The organism is Clostridium amazonense (assembly GCF_056431285.1).
Genome location: NZ_JBWKMH010000034.1, coordinates 1 through 608, shown reverse-complemented (window position 1 = coordinate 608; position 608 = coordinate 1). Strand labels below are relative to the sequence as shown.

Annotated in this window: 1 rRNA gene; it reads left to right on the top strand. The window is 36.7% G+C overall.

The features are described 5' to 3' along the window. Positions 1-375: 375 nt before the first annotated feature. Positions 376-608 (top strand): 23S ribosomal RNA (locus AC07E4_RS19810); the annotation flags it as partial.

Below are 608 nucleotides of genomic sequence, written 5' to 3'. Positions count from 1 at the left end.
ATCACCTCCTTTCTAGGGAGTCGACATGAAGGTAATACTTCATGAAAAACTGGTTCTATGTTATCTGTTTAATTTTGAGAGTCCAATGAGACCTCAAAAATTAAATCTTATTAGAAACAAGTAATATAAGGAAACTCCTGAACGAGGAACAGAGCTTACTTATGTAAGTGAGTACCGCAGAGAAGGAAGTTGACGAGGTAGGACGCCGTTTATAAGAAGATTTTTGTTCTTTGAAAATTGCACAGTGATAATAAAGTTGTTAAACCTTTAAATTTTAAAGAAATAACAATTTCGTCAAGACAAATATTAAACGAAAGTTTAAAAACCTTAAAATAGATTTATTTTATGCGAATTTGTAATAAGACTATATGAATAGGTCAAGCTACAAAGGGCGCAGGGTGAATGCCTTGGCACTAGGAGCCGATGAAGGACGTGATAAGCTGCGATAAGCTTTGGGTAGGCGCACATAGCCTGTGATCCAGAGATTTCCGAATGGGGAAACCTACTTAACTTCGTTAAGTACTGTATACTGAATACATAGGTATATGGAGGTAAACCCGGGGAACTGAAACATCTAAGTACCCGGAGGAAGAGAAAGAAAAATCGAT